The sequence below is a fragment of the Nocardioides alkalitolerans DSM 16699 genome, from assembly GCF_000426525.1.
Classification (GTDB): Bacteria; Actinomycetota; Actinomycetes; order Propionibacteriales; family Nocardioidaceae; genus Nocardioides; species Nocardioides alkalitolerans.
Genome location: NZ_AUFN01000017.1, coordinates 100712 through 118786, shown reverse-complemented (window position 1 = coordinate 118786; position 18075 = coordinate 100712). Strand labels below are relative to the sequence as shown.

Genomic DNA, 18075 nt, shown 5'->3' with positions numbered 1-18075 from the left:
CTCGGGCCCGTGGAGGGGTCTGGTGCGGGGTGGATCGGGGACGCGCAGAGGAAGAGGTGGTGCGCCCGGCACGTCGCTTCCCCACGACGTGCCGGGCGGTCTGGGTCAGCCGGAAGTGGCTGAGGCAGGCTCCCCGACATGCTGCCGGTCGCCACTGACAGTGGAGTCAGGGTCGGCCTCGACAGCCGCCGCAGCCTCACGGTCGAGTCGCAGGAGCGCGATCTCGGCCTCGAAGTCGGCGGCGGACTCGAAGGAGCGGTAGACGCTCGCGAAGCGGAGGTAGGCCACCTCGTCGAGCGCACGCAGCGGACCGAGGATCGCGAGGCCGATCTGGTGGGCCTGGATCTCGGCGGAACCGGAGGCGCGGAGCGCGTCCTCCACCTGCTGGCCGAGGCAGGCGAGCTCGTCGGCGCTCACCGGACGGCCCTTGCAGGCCTTCCGGACGCCGGAGATCGCCTTCTCGCGGTTGAACGGCTCGCTGGCGCCGGAGCGCTTGAGCACGGTGAGCTGCATCTGCTCCACCGTCGTGAACCGCTGCTCGCAGGCCAGGCAGGCCCGGCGGCGACGGATCGCGCCACCATCCTCCGCGACCCGGGAGTCGAGGACCTTGGTGTCGCTGTTCCGACAGAACGGGCAGTGCACGGCAGGCTCCTCTCGACGAGTCCGGGTGTGGATGAACGGTGTGGATCTGTGGACAGGCCGAGGGTTTCTGTGACTATCCCGGCCCGACCTGTGGAACTAGATGTGGATAACTACATCCGTGTAACTACTAGATGTGGGGGTAACCGTACGCCCGGTTCCAGATGCGTGCAAGCGAGTCGGGAGAACCCGTCGATCGGATCCGTCACCACCGGCGAACGTGCAGGTCAGGGCCTCGCCGGACCGCCCGGTCGGCGTGTCGCGCCGGCTCGTCCTCCAGGCGGGTGGTGCCCGGTGGCGACCTCGCACGACCTCGTCCAAGGCCGTGCGGACCTCAGGGTCCGTCGGCAAGAATGGCGACGTGGCGGGCAAGCGAGCAGGGGTACGGCGGGAGACCCAAGCCGAGGGTGGGCACCCGCGCCGCACGCTCGCCGGGTTCGCCCTGGCCATCACCGTGACCATCGTCGCGTGGGGCTACCTCGTCTGGGTCGCGATCGACTTCGGCTCATCGGCGCGGGCCGGGGAGACCGCCGCCTGGTGGTTCCTGGGTCTCGCGTCCCTCGGGGCGATCGCCTGCCTCTTCATCGGGCTCCTGCTGGGCGCAGCCGCGCTGCGGAGCATCGGCGCGACCGCTCCCCCCGCCGATCCCGAGGCCCCGCCGCGGCCGCCGGGCGGACGGCGCGCCGCCCGCTGAGGTTCTCCACAGGTCGACGATCGGCACTGGCCGCGTCGGCGAACCCGGATTAGATTCGTAGGCACGCCGACGCTCCAGGCCGCGTCGACCGACGGTTCTCTCGGGAGGAACCCGTGCGCCTACGCCTCGCGCTCGCCGGCATCGCCGCCGGCACGACACTGCTCGCCGGATGCACCGGCGACGACGCCTCAGCCGATCCGAGCCCGGACGAGACGTCCTCCAGCTCCGAGCCCGCCGAGGAGACCACCGAACCGGACGTCGACGCACCCGAGCTGCCGGAGGCGGCGACGGAGCAGAGCGAAGCCGGGGCTGAGGCGTTCGTGCGGTATTACATCGACGCCTTGAATCACGCACAGGCCACCGGCGACTCCGGACTACTTGCACAACTGAGCGGCGAGGAGTGCCTCGGTTGCCTGGGCTTCGTTGAAGCTGTCGACGAGGTTTACGCCGGCTCGGGAAGCGTCGACGGCGGCACCTATGCGATCGAGAGAATTCGCCCCCTACCGCTGGACTACGGCGCCGATTGGGGTGGCTACGTCGAGATGACGACGGCACCACAGACGATCCGATTGGACGACGGCACTGTCGAGGAGTACGAGGGCGGGCCATATCGGATAGGCGCCTACCCATCGTGGGCCGGGGACTCATGGGAGATGACATGGCTCGCGCTGCCTACCGAGTCCTGATTCTGTCCTGCGTCGCGGCCACATTCGGCCTCGCCCAGATGCCGACGACAGCACATGCGGAACCCACCAACCCGCCGCCGAACCCCAATTCGACCCCGAACACCACGGTAGAGACCGGGGGAAACGGACTTTCGGTTCGTGCGGAACAACGCCTGGGGTCGGCATCGGGCCCATCCGGGCCGAGCGCAACTCGTCAGGAAGACGCGACCGGCGTACGCGGGCCCTTCATTCGGAACTCGGGCCTCGACCCGATCTGCGTCCGCGAAGCACTTGTGCAGGACGCCGAGCTCTTCGACTTTTGCGCCCCACCCGCAGACCCGGCCGACCCCGCCGCACCCGCAGAGGCCGCCGCACCCGTCATCACCCCTGCGATCGTCCTCCAGGCGTTTCAGGAGGTCCCGCTCCCCGACGCCGTCCTCACCATCCAGCCGCCGGACGGCCTCACCCTCGTCAACTTCGACACGAACTTCCTCACCGAGGCCGAGCCCTTCGTCGAGAACCTCACCCTGCTCACCAACGCCGTCGACCTCGACATCACCCCCACGTCCTATACCTGGGACTTCGGCGACGGCACCACCCGCACCACCACCACACCCGGCGCGCCCTACCCCGACCTCGAGGTCACCCACGCCTACGAGCGCACGGGCACCTACCAGCTGAACGTCACCATCACCTGGAGCGCCGACTTCCGCGTCAACGGCGGTCCCTGGATCCCGGTCGACGGCACCGTCCCCATCACCAGCCCCGACGTCGCCCTCCAGGTCCAAGAAGGCACACCCGTCCTCGTCGACTGATCAGTCCGACAGCGTGTGCGATCAGTGCCACCGGGTGGCACCGATCAGACACACAACAGCTGGACCGACCCGTCCAGGAGCGACGACCAGCGCGAACCGGTCAACGAGGCGGGAGGCCCCGGAACAGCACGAAGGGCGGACCGCCGTCGCGGTCCGCCCTTCGCTTCTTCCCCGTGGTCCGACAGATCGGGGTCGAGGCGACCTGTCGGGGTCAGTGGAGGCGCGCCGCCGAAACCTCGGGGCGCGCGCTCGTCAGCTCGCCGGGACGAGCAACAGCTGGCCCGCCTGGAGCGAGCCGGTGCTCATCGCGTTCAGCGAACGGATCTCGTCGATGACGCCCTGGACGTCGCTGCCGCCCGCCCGCTCAGCGGCGATCTCCCACAGCGTGTCACCGGCGGCGACTCGGACGGTCTCCGTGGCGCCGCTCGGGGCGGGGTCGTCCGTGGCCGCAGAACCGGTACCGAGAGCCACACCGACACCCAGCATCAGCAGGAGCGCGAAGCTCACGAGAACGATCTGCCCGCGTCGGGTCAATCGCACGGCCGGGTGCGTCGACGCGCGACGAGCAGTGGGGCGGCGGACAGACGTGGGGGTGGCGAACGTGGCGCTCATGGTGACCTCCTGGGGAAGGGGGCGGTCGGTGCATCGGACGAACAGATGTCTATCGGCGACCACTGACAGTCGACGTCGAGTCGGCTGCCGGTTCGCGCCGTACACCTCATGCTCGATCAGACGTTCGATCGAACACGTGAGCGAGATTAGATCAGGCGTTCGAACATTTGCAAGGGGTTCGTCGAACAAAGTTTCGACGCGGCCGCGCGGAAGCTGCGACTCGATGAGGCTGTGGAGAGCCTCCGACACGCCAGTCGAACAGATGTTTGAACACAGAGGTCGATCGGCACTACCGTGCTGGTCAGAGCTGAGGCGTACGACGACGCGGCCTCCAGGCAGCGGAGAGAAGGCGAAGATGGCAGGCAGCAAGAAGTCCGGAGCGACGGGCACCACCGGGAAGATCGGCACGGTCACGGAGCTTCCGGACGGGCCCCCCGGAAAGACGGGCCTGACGCCCCGTCAGACGAAGGTGCTCAAGGTGATCGAGCGCGCCCTCGACGAGCGCGGCTACCCGCCGAGCATGCGGGAGATCGGCGAGCAGGTGGGTCTCACGAGCTCGTCCTCCGTCGCGCACCAGCTCAAGACGCTCGAGGCCAAGGGCTACCTGCGTCGCGACCCCAACCGCCCTCGCGCGCTGCAGGTCGTCGTCCCCCAGACGTCGGTCAGCCGTGCGGCCGTCAGCTCCGTCGACGAGACCGACGTCGACGAGACCGGGATCGGCGACTCCCTGCCCGCAGCCACGTACGTACCGGTCGTCGGTCGCATCGCTGCCGGTGGGCCGATCCTGGCCGAGGAGCGGGTCGAGGACGTGTTCCCGCTTCCCCAGCAGCTGGTCGGCGACGGCACGCTCTTCCTGCTCGAGGTGGCCGGCGACTCGATGGTCGACGCGGCCATCTGCAACGGCGACTACGTCGTGATCCGCCAGCAGGCGACGGCCGACAACGGGGAGATCGTCGCCGCCATGATCGACGGCGAGGCCACGGTCAAGACGTTCCAGCGCAAGAACGGCGAGGTGTGGCTGCTGCCCCACAACGACGCCTACGAGCCCATCGACGGCACCCACGCCACGATCCTGGGCAAGGTCACCGCGGTCCTCCGCCGTCTCTGACCGCTCCCGTCGAACGCTTCCGCTCCGACCCCATCGGCCCGGTCCCCCGCACGAGGGTGACCGGGCCGATCCCGTGGGCGGTCTCGCCCGCTCGGGTCGGTGCGGCCCCCGGGCGCGGGGCGCCGTACGATCTCAGGCACCTTCTCCGAGGAGATCCGATGACCGTCCGTGCGCCGCGCTTCCCCGTGCTGGAGGCTGCCCACGGCTACGACATCTCGACGGTCGACCGTCACGTGGCCGCGCTGCTCGACGACGTCGACCGCAGTCGGCGCACAGGGCTGCACCCCGGCCCCGTCGAGACCCGGCCGTTCGCAGCGGTCCACCGCTCGCAGGTGTACGACGCCCACGCCGTCGACACCTGGTTCGACGACTGCGCCGGCGAGCTCGAGGCCCGTCGCCAGCATCCCTCGGGGCAGACCCGTGGCGGGTACGACGGGGATCTCGACGACCCGCCGGAGCTCCGCGACCTCAGCCCCTCGACGTCACCGGAGGTCTTCGTGAGCACGGTCCCGACCTGGGCGCGCATCGTCGCGCTCGTCATCGTCGTCGCGCTGCTCGGCACGTACGTGCTGTCGTTCTTCTGAGCGGTCGTCCGCGCCGTTACTCGTCCCCAGGTCGTCGCGATCGGCGACCCGTCCACATACCCCACCGAGGCTATGGTCGGCGTGGTGCTCGACCCGGTTGGATGATGGGCATGCACCTCCGACGTGGTCTCACCAGCGCGCTCCTCGTCGCGCTCGCGCTCACCGGGCTCCCGGCGATCGCCCAGGCCGACGGCGACGCCTCGACCGGTGCAGGTCAGCCCACGTCGACGGTCGCCACCGATCCCGCGCCCGCTGCTCCGGTCGGCGGTGCCCGGTCCCGTGCCGAGAGCCAGGGCGCCGAACCGCCGTACTCGCTCGACCAGACCTTCCGCTTGTCGTCCCTGCCTGGCGCCGAGCGCACCATCTACCTCGACTTCGACGGCCACCTCGTGTCCGGCACCCGCTGGAACTCCGAGAAGGGGCTGCCTACCAAGACGTACGCCGGCCTCGGCGGCCGGACCGACACCGCGGCCCTCACCGAGGCCGAGCAGGTGCTCGTGCAGCAGGTCTGGCAGCGGGTCGCGGACGACTTCGCTCCCTTCGCGGTGAACGTGACGACGGCCGACCCCGGCGAGGCCGCCCTCGTGCGTACCGCCGCGGACGACCAGGCCTTCGGCATGCGGGTCCTCTTCAGCTCCTCGACCGACGCACGGACGGCGATCTGCGGCGACTGCGCCGGCGCGGCCCACATCCAGGTGTTCGACGTGGAGGACTCCGCCGCACAGTCACCGGTGTGGGTGTTCCCGGACGCGTTCGCCGGCCACACCGCCCTGCCGGACCGGCTCGCCCAGACCGCGAGCCACGAGCTCGGCCACACCCTCGGGCTGAGCCACGACGGGCGCGGCGAGGCCGAGTACGACCCGGGCCACGGGTACTGGAGCCCCCTCATGGGTCTCTCCTCCGGTCGCCCCCTCACCCAGTGGAGCAGCGGAGACTTCTCGGGGGCGACCAACCAGGAGGACGACCTGGCGGTCATCGCGGCGACCGGCCTCCCGCTGCGCGCCGACGACCACGGTGACAGCCCCGGCACCACCACGACCACCGTGACGTCGGGCCGCAGCGCGAGCGGCGTCATCGGCACCGCGGCCGACCGCGACGTCGTCAAGATCGTGACGACCTGCGAGAGCACGCTCTCGGCCGTGGCGGCCCCGGCGACGGGGGGCAACCTCGACCTCCGGCTGCGGCTGCTGGACCGCGGCAGCTCCGTCCGGGCGGTCGGGGTCCAGACGACCGTGGGATCGGAGAGCACCGTCAGCGGGCTGGGTGCGCGCTTGAGCTCCGGCACGCTGCCCGCCGGTGCGTGGTTCGTGGAGGTCGACGGCGATGCGGTGGTCGTGGGCCCGGCTCCCGCCGGCGGGAGCAGCCCCCGATCCGCCTACGGCAGTGTCGGCGCGTGGACGACGACCGTGACGGCGACGTGCACGAACGGATCGGCGACCCCGGGCGAGCCCGCGGGCGTCGGTCTCGCTCCGGTCGTGCCGGGCGTCCTGGTCGGCACCTGGTCCGCCGCACCCGACGGTCCGGCCGCCGAGGCCTACCGGGTGCAGCTCTTCGACGTCCACGGTTCCGTCGCCGGGCCGTTCGACATCCAGGTCGGCTCCCGCACGGCGACGACCTCGGCCACGACGGCCGGTGGGTCCTACCAGTTCGGCGGTCTCGACCCGTCGACCCTCCACGCGTTCCGGGTGCAGGCCCTCGTCGACGGCCGCGTCAGCCCCTCGAGCGCTGCCACCGGCCGCACGCTGCCGGCGGCCGTCGTGCGTCTGGGGGCCACCCGGGTGACCCCCACCTCCTTCACCGTCTACTGGACGGCACCACCCGGATCGGGCGCCGACGTCACCGGCTACGTCCTCACCGTCAACGGTCGCCACCGCCTCCACCCCGCCACCACCCGACGCATCCCGCTCACCGGGCTGGCGCCGGGGGGCACGTACGACGTCGCCGTCCGCGCGTCCACCCACCGGGGCAACGGGCCACCGGTCACCTTCCGGCTCCGCACCCCGCCGGCCACGGCCCCGGGCGCCCTGACCGGCATCCGTGCCGTGCCCGGCCCCGACGGACCACCCCGGACGCTGACCGTCCACTGGGGTCCTGCTCCCGACGGGGGTGCGGCCATCCAGGGCTACCGGGTCGTCGCCCACCGCGTCGGCAGCACGGAGCGCGTCATCCGCCTCGCGCCGCCCTGGGCCCGGTCGCACTCGCTCGAGCTGGGCCGGGGCACGTGGATGGTCGACGTGCAGGCCTACAACCGTGTCGGGTTCGGCCCGGCGTCGCGGACGGGCACGCTCAGCCCGAGGTGACGACGGGCTGCTCGCCGTACGGCGGATGAACGTCAGCCGTACGGACCGTGCTCACGCCCCTGGGGCGAGACCCGCGGGTGGATCGCTCGTTCAGCGGGTGTGACCCCCGCCGCACCCGCCCCCGGTGAGCGCCGCCTCTCGCTGCCCCCGGTCCCCCGCCGCACCGTCCTCGCCACCGGCGCCCTCGCCGGCGCTGCCGCCCTCACCTCCGCCTCGTTCGTCGACGACAGCGCCCGCGCGGCGTATTCGTCGCCGTACTTCCTGCACGGGGTGGCCTCGGGTGACCCGCTCGCCCACCGCGTGCTGCTCTGGACCCGGGTCACCCCCGAGCCCGGAGCGACACCCGGATCGGGGCGCGGGCCCGCCGTCACGGTCCGCTACGAGGTGTCGACGGACACCCGGTTCCGCCACCTCGTGACGTCCGGCACCGTGCGCACCGACGCCAGCGCCGACCACACGGTCAAGGTCGATGCGTGGGGGCTGCAGCCGGGGCGCTGGTACTACTACCGGTTCGTGCACCGCGGCGTCGCCAGCCCCGTCGGACGCACGAGGTCGGCGCCCGACTACGCCTCGGTGCCCGAGCGGGTGCGCTTCGGGGTCGTCTCGTGCGCCAACCTGCAGGCCGGCTACTTCCACGCCTACCGCCACCTGGCCGCGCGCAGCGACCTCGACGCGATCCTTCATCTCGGCGACTACGTCTACGAGTACGGGCCGGGTGAGTACGGGATGGGCCCCGACGACGTCGACGTGCGGACCCACGTGCCGGCCCGCGAGATGACGACGCTGACCGACTACCGGCAGCGGCACGCGCAGTACAAGCAGGACCCCGACCTGCAGTGGCTGCACTCGAAGTACCCGTTCATCGTCACGTGGGACGACCACGAGTCGACCAACGACGCCTGGCGGGACGGGGCCGAGAACCACCAGCCCGCCACCGAGGACACCTGGGAGCGTCGTCGGGCCCGCGCCCACCGCGCGTACGACGAGTGGATGCCGGTGCGCATGAGCTCGACGACCGCGCTCGGCGACGGCACCCGGCTCTTCCGCAGCCTCCGGTTCGGGCGGCTCGCCGAGCTGTCGATGCTCGACCTGCGCAGCTATCGCGACGAGCAGGCGGCGTACCCGATCGTCGACGCCACCGTGAGCCGGCCCGACCGCACGATCACCGGCCGCGAGCAGATGGACTGGCTCAAGCGGGCGGTCGCGTCGCGCGAGGTCCAGTGGAAGCTCGTCGGCAACCCGGTGATGATCGCCCCGGTCACGTTCGCGCAGCTGCCCACCGCACTGCTCGACCCGGTCAACGACGTCACCGGGCTGCTGCCGCGGGACGGGTCGCCGTACAACGTCGACCAGTGGGACGGCTACACCGACGACCGTCGCGAGCTCTTCACCCACATCCGGGACCAGGGGATCCGCGACACCGTCTTCGTCACCGGCGACATCCACTCCGGCTGGGCGGCCGACCTGCCGTACGACGTCGCGACGTACCCGCTCGGGCGCTCCGCCGGCGTCGAGCTCGTCTGCAGCTCGGTCACCTCGAACAACCTCAAGGACATCCTCGCCGCGCGGCCGCGCACGGCCAGCCTGGGCGTGGAGTCCGTCATCAAGCTGGCCAACCGGCACGTGAAGTACCTCGACTTCGACAGCCACGGCTACTCCGTGCTCGACGTGACGAGCGCGCGGGTGCAGATGGACTGGTTCGTCACCGGCGCCCGCGACCAGCGCAACGCCGGCAGCACCTGGGCGACGTCGTTCCAGACGCTCGCCGGCACCAACACGCTCCGACGCGCGAGCGCCCCCGTGGGAGGGAACTGAGATGACCGAGCACCCCCAGCGCCACGAGCACCGTGGCTGCGTTCCCGTACGGCGGGGGCCGTCGCCGTTCCTGGACGGCGACCCGGAGCGCGAGCGGCTCCGACCCGCCGCCGACCGCCGTACGTTCCTCAAGGTCGCGGGCGCGGGCGGGGCCGGTCTCCTCTTCTCCGCCGCCCCCGGCGCGGAGACGGCCGTGGCCGCCCCCCGCACCTGGAACCGGGCGTACGTGCTGGTGGTCGACGGCTGCCGACCCGACGAGATCGACTCCGGCCTCATGCCGAACCTGAAGGCGCTGCGGTCGTCGGGCACGACCTACCCCGCCGCGCGGTCGCTGCCCGTCATGGAGACGATCCCCAACCACGTCATGATGATGACCGGGGTGCGTCCGGACCGGAACGGCGTGCCGGCGAACTCGTTCTTCGACCGTGCCCTCGGCGAGGAGCGCACGCTCGACCGGCCAGGCGACCTCAAGGCGTCGACGCTGCTCTGGTGGGCACGCAAGCACGGCATGACCTCCGGCACCGTGCTGAGCAAGGAGTACCTCTACGGGATCTTCGGGCGGCAGGCGACGTACCGCTGGGAGCCCCGGCCGATCGTGCCGATCTCCGGGCACGCGCCCGACAGCTTCACGATGGACGCCACGCTCTCCATCGTCGAGCGGTTCGACCCCCACCTCGTGTTCGTGAACCTCGGCGACGTGGACCGCGTCGGCCACACGGACCTCACCGGCGGGCTCTCGCTCGAGGTGCTCCGCCGTACGGCGCTGGTCACGACCGACCTCCAGGTGGGCCGGTTCGTGCAGATGCTGAGGACGACCGGTCGGTGGGAGAAGTCGATCGTCGTCGTGCTGGCCGACCACTCGATGGACTGGTCGCTCCCCCACCGCGTCATCTCGCTGACCCGCCCGCTGGCGGCCGACCCGTTCCTCGCGGGAAAGGTCGAGATCGCCCAGAACGGGGGTGCGAACCTCCTCTACTGGACCGGACCGGCGTCGCAGCGGCAGGCCGGCGTCGACCGGATGGTCGCGATCGCGCGGGCGCAGCGCGGAGTGCTGGGCGTCTACGACCGCGCGAAGGTCCAGCGGCAGCTGCGGCTCGGACCGGAGGCCGGCGACGTCGTCGTCTACTGCCAGGCCGGTTGGCGGTTCAGCGATCCGAACGTGCTGAGCAACCCGATCCCGGGCAACCACGGCCACCCGCCGACCGCGCCGATCCCGTTCTTCGTCTCGGGCGGGCACCCGATCGTGCGCCCGGGGTCGTCACCGCTCCCGGCCACGACGGTCGACGTCACGCCGACGGTCGCGAAGTTCCTCGGGCTGCCGTTCCCGACGGGTCGCCAGGCCTGGGAGGGACAGGCGCGCATCTGAGCGTGGCAGACCCGACAACTCGGCGCCGCACCAGCGTGCAGACCCGACAACTCGGCGCCGTACGGGCGTGCAGACCCGACAACTCGGCGCCGTACGCGCGTGCAGACCCGACAACTCGGCGCGCGGGCTCAGCTCTCGGAGCCGGCCGCCGCGGAGAGCCGCGCCAGGGCCTTCACCGCGACGTCGCCGTCGAGGGTGCGCCACATGCTCGGCAGGCTGGCCTCGAGGAACCGTCCGTAGCGCGCGGTGACCAGGCGCGGGTCGAGCATGGCGACGACGCCGCGGTCGCTCGTGGTCCGGATCAGGCGGCCGGCGCCCTGGGCGAGCAGCAGGGCGGCGTGGGTGGCGGCGACCTGCATGAAGCCGTTGCCGCCGGCGGCGTCGGCCGCGCGCTGGCGCGCCGACATCAGCGGGTCGTCCGGGCGCGGGAACGGGATCCGGTCGATGATCACCAGCTGGCAGGTGTCGCCGGGCACGTCGAGGCCCTGCCACAGCCCGAGGGTGCCGAAGAGGTTCGTGTGGGGGTCGCCGACGAACTGGCGCGTGAGCTCGGAGAGCTGGGCGTCGCCCTGGGCGAGGGTGGTGAGGTGTGGCAGCCGCTCCCGCACCGCCTCCGCGGCGGCCTCGGCCGCGCGGCGCGAGGAGAACAGTCCGAGCGTGCGGCCCTCGGCGGCGTCGACGAGCCGCACGATCTCGTCGATCTGCGCCGCGCCGAGCCCGTCGCGTCCGGGCTGCGGCAGCGAGCGGGCGACGTACAGGATGCCCTGCTTGCCGTAGTCGAACGGCGAGCCGACGTCGAGGCCGCGCCACGGCAGCACGTCCTCGCCGCGCTCGGCCACCTCGGCGGCCCCGGTGTCGTCGGGCGCGTTCTCCGGCACCCGCTCGGACGGCTTGAGACCGACCGTCGCGGCGACGGCGTCGAAGTTGCCGCCGAGCATGAGGGTCGCGCTCGTGAAGACGACGGTGGACTCGGCGAGCAGCCGGTCGCGCATCTGGCCCCACACCTGCAGCGGGGCGATGCACAGCCGGTCGGGCTGACGCTCGCGTCCGGAGCCCTGGTAGGGCCGCGACAGCCAGAGCACGTCGGCGTCGGAGCCCGCGGCCATGCGTTCGGCGGTCGCGAAGACCTCCTGCACCGCGGCCTTGGCCTGGGCACGGCCGGCATCGGGCTCCTCGGCCTGGCCCTGGCCCTTCGCGGCCTGCGCCATGGCCGAGACGCAGTCGCGGGCCGCGTCGCGCACCAGCACGAGGGCGTCGGCGAGCGCGTCGTCGGGACGGTCGATGCGGCCGCCCTCGAGGTCGGCCATCGCCGCCCGGAGCGACTCGGAGGCGTCGCCCAGGTCGTCGGCCGGGTTGCCGAGCCCCTGGCCGTCGCCGGCGTGCTTCTGCGCGCGGCGGGCGGCGCGGTCGACGTCGTTGGCGCTCAGCTCGTCGGTGGCCGCCTGGGTGACGCGGGCGACGAGCTCGTGGGCCTCGTCGACGACCACGGCGTCGTACTCCGGGATCATCGGGATGCCCTCGATCGCGTCGATCGCGAGCAGGGAGTGGTTGGTGACGACGAGCTGCGACTGGGCCGCCTTCTCCTTCGCGCGCTCGGCGAAGCACTCCTCCCCGTACGCGCAGCGGGCCGCCCCGAGGCACTCCCGCGCGGAGACGCTCACCTGGCGCCAGGTGCGGTCGTTGTGGCGGGGCGCGTGGTCCTTGTCGCCCGGCCCGGCGGTCTCGGCCTGCTTCTCGGCCCAGGTGCGCAGCGCCAGCACCTCGGCACCCAGCGAGCCCTCGGGCACGTCGACGAGCACGCCCTGGTCGTTGGGCACGCCCTCGCGGATGCGGTGCAGGCACGCGTAGTTCGAGCGCCCCTTGAGCACGGCGTAGGACGTGTCGACGCCCTTCTCCTTCTTCACCGCCTCGACGAGCCGGGGCAGGTCGCGCTCGACGAGCTGGTGCTGCAGCGCCAGCGTCGCGGTCGCGATGACGACCCGCTGGCGGTGGAGCATCGCGGGCACGAGGTAGGCGAGCGACTTGCCGGTGCCGGTGCCGGCCTGGACGAGCAGGTGCTCCTCCTCGGTCAGCGCCCGCGTGACGGCCTCGGCCATCTGCACCTGGCCGGCGCGCTCCGACCCGCCGAGGCCCGACACCGCGGTCGCGAGGACCTCGCGCACACGGGCGGTCGGGGCGGGGGTCTGCTCAGGCACCCGAGAACCCTAGCCGCGACCGCCGACGGACGCGGACCCCCGTCAACAGGTCGCCGGGGCGGGCATCGTCAGCCGCGTCGTGCGGCGGCCAGCCGCTCCTCGAGCGCCCGCCGCAGCGCCCGCGGGTCGTCCGCCCACAGCCCGATCGTGGTGGCCCCCACCTCGCCCGCGGCCCGCAGTCCCGGCGCCGGCACGGCAAGCGGGCGGGCCAGCCGCAGCTGGACGTTGGTGCGACCGGAGACGCCCACGGCGTACCAGACCCCGACGCCGTCGGTCTCCTCCTCGGCCCAGACGGTCTTCAGGGAGTCCGGCAGCTCCCGCTCGCTGGTGACGACCGCGACCACCTCGTCGTACGGGACCGCGACGTCGACCGTCGCGCCCGCCCGGACACGCAGGTGGGCCGGGCCGAGGAGGTGGGGGTGGGTGCGCAGCGCGGCGAGGAGGCCGATCATCCAGACCAGGCTCCACACGCCGACGACGGTCACCGGCCACTGCACGGCCGGCCACCGGTGCAGCAGCACGTGCACCACCGGCACCTCGACGGCCGAGCCGAAGACGAAGAGCCACAGCATCGGACCGACGATCTGGGAGTAGCCGACCGGCTCGTGGTCGGCGGGCACGGCCGGGCGGCGCCGGAGCCACCGACCGATGCTGCGGTAGCCCGCGACCTCCGCGGCGAGCAGGCGCCGGACGAGGCCGGCGGTGCCGAGGCGTCCGGGCGCCGTGACGGGCACGCGGGGGGTGTCGTCGGTCATGGCGAGGCCTCCTCGACCAGTCGCCGCAACCGCGCGGTGAGGGCCGCGAGGTCGCCGACGAGGCGCTCGAGCTCGGCGGCGGGGTGGTCGCCGAAGAGCTGGTCGGCGAGGGTACGGCGACCCGCGACCAGGCCGGCGATGACCTCGGCGCCGTGGGGCGTCGGGGTCACGAGCGTGGCGCGCCGGTCGGTGGGGTGCGGCTCGCGGGTGACGAAGCCGCCGGCCACGAGCCCGTCGACGAGCCCGGTGACGTTGCGGGGGCTGACCCCGAGCGTAGCGGCCAGCGCCTGCTGGGTCTGCGGGCCGCCAGCGGCGATGACCCACAGCAGGTGGGTGCGCGACTCGGTGAGCCCGAGGGCCGAGAGGCCGGACGTCATGTCGTCCTGCACCGTCAGCGTCAGCTCGAGCAACCGGTCGAGCGCGGTCTCGGGGAGGGTGGGCGGGGCGTCGGACATGGCGGTGATGCTACTACATCATGTAGATGCTTCACGATTTGCTCGTCGCCTGGGACGACACCGGCCGGACACCCCGCGAGGGGTGCCCGGCCGGGGCGTCGTACGGGAGCAGCGGTCAGACGACGGCGCCGGAGTCGGTCTCGTCGCGCACGACCTTCTCGCGCTTCTCGCGCTTGAAGGGTGCCTTCTCCTGCAGGTAGGTGAGGATCGGCGTGGCCACGAAGACCGACGACAGCAGGGCGACGCTGAGGCCGATGAGCAGGGCGATGGAGAAGTCCTGCAGCGAGTCACCACCGACCAGCGCCAGGGCACCGAGGATGAACAGCGAGCCCAGACCGGTGTTGACCGTGCGCGGCATGGTGTCGAGCGTGGCCTTGTTGGCGATGTCGATGAACTTCTCGTCGGTCGACGCCCACCATTTCTCGCGGATGCGGTCGAACACCACGATGGTGTCGTTCACCGACAGGCCGATGATGGTGAGGGCCGCGGCGAGGAACACGCCGTCGACCGGCTTGCCGAGCCACGCGAAGGCGCCGATGACGATCAGCACGTCGTGGAACATGACCGCCACGGCAGCGGCGCCGAAGGTCCACTTGAAGCGGAAGGCCAGGTAGGCCATCTGCAGGGCGAGACCCACGAGGAACGCGATGAGGGCGTTGCGCTGCAGCTCGCCACCCAGCGCTGCGCCGAGGCTGTCGTCGGCGACCACGTCGGAGACACCGACCTCGGCGTCGAGGGCGTCGCGGATCTGCTGCTCCTCCTCGTCGGTGATGCGACCGGTGCGCACGGAGATGTCGCCCTCGTCGGCCGTCTGCACGGTCGCCTCGGGGAAGCCCGCGTCGGCGACGACCTGGCGGGCGTCGTCGGCCGAGATCGGCTCGGTGGTCGCGTAGACCACGTTGCGGCCACCGGTGAACTCGAGGCCGAGGTTGAGGCCCTTCACGCCGATGCCGGCGACCATCGCGACGAAGAAGATCGACGCCGCGATGAGCAGCACCTTGCGCTTCGGGATGATCTGGAAGTTCTTCTTCTCCAGCCACACCCGGACCCGACCGATGTTGTCGAGACCCGTGATGCGCGGTCGGCGGGCCACGAAGCGGCTCGAGACCGCGACCTCGGTGAGCACGCGGGCGATGATCAGCGCCGAGACCATCGACGCGATGACACCGATGGCCAGCGTGACGCCGAAGCCCCGCACGGGGCCGGAGGCCAGGAAGTAGAGCAGCGCTGCCGCGATGAGGGTCGTGACGTTGGTGTCGAGGATGGCGGTGAACGCCTTGTTGAAGCCGATCTGCAGGGCCCGCCTCATGCCGCCGGCCTTGTTGGCGGCGTACTCCTCCCTGGCTCTCTCGAACACGAGCACGTTCGCGTCGATCGCCATGCCGATCGCGAGCACGAAGCCCGCGAGGCCGGGGAGCGTCAGCGTCGCGCCGAGGAAGACGAGCAGGGCGTAGGAGATGAGGGCGTACGACGTCAGCGCGGCCGTCGCGAGGAAGCCGACGAGGCGGTAGACGATGATGATGAAGATGCCGGTGAGGGCCACACCGATGATGCCGGCCTCGGCGGACGCCTTGATGGCGGCGGCACCGAGGGTCGGGCCGATGGTGCGCACGTCGGGCGCGATGTCGGCGCCGTCGGCCTCGCTCGCGATGCGCAGCGGCAGCGAGCCGCCCTCGATGAGGACGGCGAGGTCGTCGGCGGTCTGCTGCGTGAAGTCACCGGTGATCTGGGTCGAGCCCGTGATCGAGGCGCCGCACTGCACGGTGACCTGCGGCGACGAGATCGCCTTGTCGTCGAGCAGGATCGCGATGCGGCTCGCGTCGCCGGTGGCGCAGGCGGCCTCGCGGCTCAGGTCGCCGAACGCGTCGGAGCCCGAGTCGGAGAAGTCGACCGTGACGGCCCAGCCCACCGCGTCCTGCGGCTGCACGGCCTGCGCCCCGGTGATCTCGTCGCCCTTGAGCGCGACCGGGCCCACCGCGAGCGGTGCGCCGTCCTCGTCGACGGTGGAGGCGGGCTGGTCGTCCGCCGCCTCCGCGATGTCGACCGGAGCCTCGGTCAGCGTGGTGGGGTCGAGCACCGGACGCACCTCGAGCTGGGCGGTCTGGCCGATGACCTGGAGCGCCTGGTCGGGGTCCTGCAGGCCGGGGAGCTCCGCGATGATGCGGTTGGAGCCCGAGCGGACGACCGTCGCCTCGCTGACGCCGAGGCCGTCGACACGCTGGCGGAGCACCTCGACGACCTGGTCGACCTGGTCGGCCGACGGCGTCTCGCCCTCCTCGTCGGAGAGCACGGTGACCGTGATCTGGCTGCCGCCCTCGAGGTCGATACCGAGGTTCGGCTCGATCTTCCACGCCGCCGCGCCGCAGGCGGCGAGCAGGGCGATGACGAACAGCAGTCGGAGGAAAATTCCGCGAGACATGCACTACCTGCTCTGGGCGAGGGAGGATCCGGACAACAAACGGCGCAAGACTACAGACCGCGTGCAGCCGCCCCGCATCCCGGCGCACGGGCGTGTTCCTCCCCCGGCGGGGTGAGCCCCGGGCCGGGTCCGACCGACGGGTTCGTCAGCCGACCGCGTACGTCGCGAGCTCGCCCGCGAGGGCCGCGTTGGTGCGTCCCGAGACACGCGTGCCGTCGGCCGTGTGCTCCAGCGCCTCGATCTCGCCCTGCTGGTGGATGCGGTTCATCAGGTCGCCGCGGGCGTAGGGCACGAGCACGTCGAACGGCTCCGCCGGGTGCGGCAGCTCGCCCTCGATGACGCGCAGCGCCTCGTCCATGCCCTGGCCGGTCTTCGCGCTGACGACCACCGAGTGCGGCTCGCGCTGCTGGATGCGGGCGAGCACGAGGGGGTCGGCCGCGTCGGCCTTGTTGATGACGATCAGCTCGGGCACCTTGTCGGCGCCGATCTCGGCGAAGACCTCGCGGACGGCCGCGATCTGGCCCTCCGGGTCGGGGTGCGAGCCGTCGACGACGTGGAGCACGAGGTCGGAGTCCGCGACCTCCTCCAGCGTCGAGCGGAACGCCTCGACGAGCTGGTGGGGCAGGTGCCGCACGAACCCGACGGTGTCGGACATCGTGTAGACGCGGCCGTCGGGCGTCGTCGTACGACGCGTCGTGGGGTCGAGGGTGGCGAACAGCGCGTCCTCCACGAGCACCCCGGCGCCGGTGAGGCGGTTGAGGAGCGAGGACTTGCCGGCGTTCGTGTAGCCCGCGATGGCGACGCTCGGCACCTGGTGGCGCTGGCGCTCGGAGCGCATCGTGTCGCGGGTGCCCTTCATGTGGGCGAGCTGGCGGCGCAGCTTGGCGATCTTGGTGTTGATGCGACGACGGTCGGTCTCGATCTTCGTCTCACCGGGACCACGGCCACCGATACCGGCACCGCCGGCGACCCGGCCACCGGCCTGGCGCGAGAGGTTGCCACCCCAGCCGCGCAGGCGCTGCTTCATGTAGCTGAGCTGCGCCAGCTCGACCTGCGCCTGGCCCTCGCGGCTCTTCGCGTGCTGGGCGAAGATGTCGAGGATCAGCGCGGTGCGGTCGACGACCTTGACCTTGAGCCGGTCCTCCAGGTTGCGCAGCTGGCTCGGGGCGAGCTCGCCGTCGCAGATCACCGTGTCGGCCCCGGTGGCCTGCACGATCTCGCGGATGCCGTCGACCTTGCCGCGACCGACGTACGTCGCGGGGTCGGGCGTCTGCCGGCGCTGGTAGACGGCCTCGAGCACCTCGGAGCCGGCGGTCTCGGCGAGCAGGGCGAGCTCGGCCATCGAGTTCTCGGCGTCCTCCGTGGTGCCGGTGGTCCAGACGCCGACGAGCACGACGCGCTCGAGCCGCAGCTGGCGGTACTCGACCTCGGTGATGTCCTCGAGCTCGGTGCGCAGGCTGGCGACGCGGCGCAGCTGGTGGCGCTCGGCCAGCTCCATGGCGCCGACGGTGAGGGTCTCGGGGTCGGGCTCGTCGTCGTCGTAGCCGGAGACGAACCCGTCGTCCTCGGTGTCGTCGAGCTCGTCGTCGAGCTCGTCGGTCGCGTCCAGGGGCTCGTCGTCGGAGTCCCAGCCGTCGGTGGCGGCGAGCTCGG

15 protein-coding genes are annotated in these 18075 nt (G+C 72.0%); 8 read left to right on the top strand and 7 right to left on the bottom strand.

Features of this window, described 5'->3' with window-relative positions:
• Nucleotides 1-105: 105 nt before the first annotated feature.
• Nucleotides 106-642, bottom strand: a complete 537-nt coding sequence (nrdR, locus tag K329_RS0116655) for a transcriptional regulator NrdR (protein ID WP_028473942.1) — start codon at nucleotides 640-642, stop codon at nucleotides 106-108.
• Nucleotides 643-1000: 358 nt separating this feature from the next.
• Between nrdR and K329_RS0116650 the strand changes: the two genes are divergently transcribed.
• From K329_RS0116650 to K329_RS31310, 3 genes are all read left to right on the top strand, one after another.
• Nucleotides 1001-1333 carry a hypothetical protein gene (locus K329_RS0116650; protein WP_157571798.1) on the top strand — a complete coding sequence of 111 codons (333 nt, stop codon included), beginning with the start codon at nucleotides 1001-1003 and terminating at the stop codon, nucleotides 1331-1333.
• Nucleotides 1334-1446: 113 nt separating this feature from the next.
• Nucleotides 1447-2019 (top strand): DUF6318 family protein, encoded by a 573-nt coding sequence (locus K329_RS0116645; RefSeq protein WP_028473940.1) that lies wholly within the window; start codon nucleotides 1447-1449, stop codon nucleotides 2017-2019.
• A 272-nt stretch (nucleotides 2020-2291) separates the two neighbouring features.
• On the top strand, nucleotides 2292-2813 hold the full coding sequence (locus K329_RS31310) for a PKD domain-containing protein (RefSeq protein ID WP_028473939.1): 522 nt from the start codon (nucleotides 2292-2294) through the stop codon (nucleotides 2811-2813).
• A 252-nt stretch (nucleotides 2814-3065) separates the two neighbouring features.
• Here K329_RS31310 and K329_RS0116635 read toward each other — a convergent pair whose 3' ends face one another.
• The gene (locus K329_RS0116635; protein ID WP_157571796.1) at nucleotides 3066-3674 is read right to left on the bottom strand and encodes a LysM peptidoglycan-binding domain-containing protein; all 609 of its coding nucleotides are present in this window, start codon (nucleotides 3672-3674) and stop codon (nucleotides 3066-3068) included.
• 106 nt (nucleotides 3675-3780) lie between these two features.
• Here K329_RS0116635 and lexA point away from each other — a divergent pair, with 106 nt between their 5' ends.
• The 5 genes from lexA to K329_RS0116610 all read left to right on the top strand — a co-directional run bounded on the left by lexA (nucleotide 3781) and on the right by K329_RS0116610 (nucleotide 10598).
• Nucleotides 3781-4533, top strand: a complete 753-nt coding sequence (lexA, locus tag K329_RS0116630) for a transcriptional repressor LexA (RefSeq protein WP_052337015.1) — start codon at nucleotides 3781-3783, stop codon at nucleotides 4531-4533.
• A gap of 158 nt (nucleotides 4534-4691) precedes the next feature.
• The gene (locus tag K329_RS0116625; protein WP_028473936.1) at nucleotides 4692-5117 is read left to right on the top strand and encodes a hypothetical protein; all 426 of its coding nucleotides are present in this window, start codon (nucleotides 4692-4694) and stop codon (nucleotides 5115-5117) included.
• 110 nt (nucleotides 5118-5227) lie between these two features.
• Complete coding sequence (locus K329_RS27435) at nucleotides 5228-7417, top strand: fibronectin type III domain-containing protein (protein ID WP_157571795.1); 2190 nt, start codon at nucleotides 5228-5230, stop codon at nucleotides 7415-7417.
• Nucleotides 7418-7516: 99 nt separating this feature from the next.
• Complete coding sequence (locus tag K329_RS0116615) at nucleotides 7517-9232, top strand: alkaline phosphatase D family protein (RefSeq protein ID WP_245596584.1); 1716 nt, start codon at nucleotides 7517-7519, stop codon at nucleotides 9230-9232.
• Between the two features lies 1 nt (nucleotide 9233).
• Nucleotides 9234-10598, top strand: a complete 1365-nt coding sequence (locus K329_RS0116610; RefSeq protein ID WP_084541391.1) for an alkaline phosphatase family protein — start codon at nucleotides 9234-9236, stop codon at nucleotides 10596-10598.
• Between the two features lie 128 nt (nucleotides 10599-10726).
• On the opposite strand, the gene K329_RS0116605 is transcribed toward K329_RS0116610, so the two are convergent.
• The 5 genes from K329_RS0116605 to hflX form a co-directional block, all read right to left on the bottom strand.
• On the bottom strand, nucleotides 10727-12793 hold the full coding sequence (locus K329_RS0116605) for an ATP-dependent DNA helicase (protein WP_028473933.1): 2067 nt from the start codon (nucleotides 12791-12793) through the stop codon (nucleotides 10727-10729).
• Nucleotides 12794-12861: 68 nt separating this feature from the next.
• Nucleotides 12862-13548: a hypothetical protein gene (locus K329_RS27430; protein WP_052337014.1), complete on the bottom strand. Its 687-nt coding sequence runs from the start codon at nucleotides 13546-13548 to the stop codon at nucleotides 12862-12864.
• Nucleotides 13545-14003 (bottom strand): MarR family winged helix-turn-helix transcriptional regulator, encoded by a 459-nt coding sequence (locus tag K329_RS0116595; protein WP_043644000.1) that lies wholly within the window; start codon nucleotides 14001-14003, stop codon nucleotides 13545-13547. The genes K329_RS27430 and K329_RS0116595 overlap by 4 nt, the downstream gene beginning before the upstream one ends.
• A 115-nt stretch (nucleotides 14004-14118) precedes the next feature.
• A complete protein-coding gene (gene secD, locus K329_RS0116590) occupies nucleotides 14119-16422 on the bottom strand; it encodes a protein translocase subunit SecD (protein ID WP_028473931.1) in 2304 nt (767 codons plus the stop codon).
• Nucleotides 16423-16567: 145 nt separating this feature from the next.
• On the bottom strand, nucleotides 16568-18031 hold the full coding sequence (hflX, locus tag K329_RS0116585) for a GTPase HflX (protein ID WP_483814918.1): 1464 nt from the start codon (nucleotides 18029-18031) through the stop codon (nucleotides 16568-16570).
• Nucleotides 18032-18075: the final 44 nt, after the last annotated feature.

Coding starts and splice junctions, on each gene's coding strand:
- secD (WP_028473931.1), bottom strand. CDS start 16,422: ATGTCTCGCGGAATTTTCCTCCGACTGCTGTTCGTCATCGCCCTGCTC.
- K329_RS27435 (WP_157571795.1), top strand. CDS start 5,228: ATGCACCTCCGACGTGGTCTCACCAGCGCGCTCCTCGTCGCGCTCGCG.
- K329_RS27430 (WP_052337014.1), bottom strand. CDS start 13,548: ATGACCGACGACACCCCCCGCGTGCCCGTCACGGCGCCCGGACGCCTC.
- lexA (WP_052337015.1), top strand. CDS start 3,781: ATGGCAGGCAGCAAGAAGTCCGGAGCGACGGGCACCACCGGGAAGATC.
- K329_RS0116595 (WP_043644000.1), bottom strand. CDS start 14,003: ATGTCCGACGCCCCGCCCACCCTCCCCGAGACCGCGCTCGACCGGTTG.
- K329_RS0116610 (WP_084541391.1), top strand. CDS start 9,234: ATGACCGAGCACCCCCAGCGCCACGAGCACCGTGGCTGCGTTCCCGTA.
- K329_RS0116625 (WP_028473936.1), top strand. CDS start 4,692: ATGACCGTCCGTGCGCCGCGCTTCCCCGTGCTGGAGGCTGCCCACGGC.